Here is a 473-nt window from a genome sequence, read left to right on the forward strand (position 1 = left end):
AGCAACGAAGTCGCTAGCCCAGATTTCAGCCATGCCTGCGCCTGGGTCTGGCAGGTTGTCGCCGTCTTCGTCAACTGGCATCAGCTCGATAGAGATGCCGTTGATGCAGATAGGTGCTGGAGCTTTGCAGTCTACTACGCTGAATGGCAGGATCGCCAGGTCAGAGTTGCCGCAGCCGTCCAGTACGTGTACCTCGAAGCTGTGGTTGCCCAATGGGAACACGCCTGAGATGGTGTAGTCTGGGTAGCTGCCTGAAAGCACGCTCGCTGGGAGCTGAGTCAGGTTGCCTGAGTTGAATGGGTTCAGGAATACCTTGATCGTCAGGTCCTCTGGAGTACAGTTCTCGTCGATGCTGAATGGATAAGTCACCGTCGCATCACAGTCTACGTTGTCCAGTGAGCAGAATGGATCTGCCTGTGTGAAGCTGATCTCAGGTGCGATGTCGTCGTATACCTTGATGATCTGCGTGTACT

General features: G+C 54.5%; 1 pseudogene. It reads right to left on the reverse strand.

What is annotated here, in order from left to right:
• A pseudogene (locus FRY97_RS22670) lies at positions 1–473 on the reverse strand (hypothetical protein); the annotation flags it as partial.

Origin of the sequence: Phaeodactylibacter luteus, assembly GCF_007993045.1 — a bacterium.
GTDB lineage: Bacteria > Bacteroidota > Bacteroidia > Chitinophagales > Saprospiraceae > Phaeodactylibacter > Phaeodactylibacter luteus.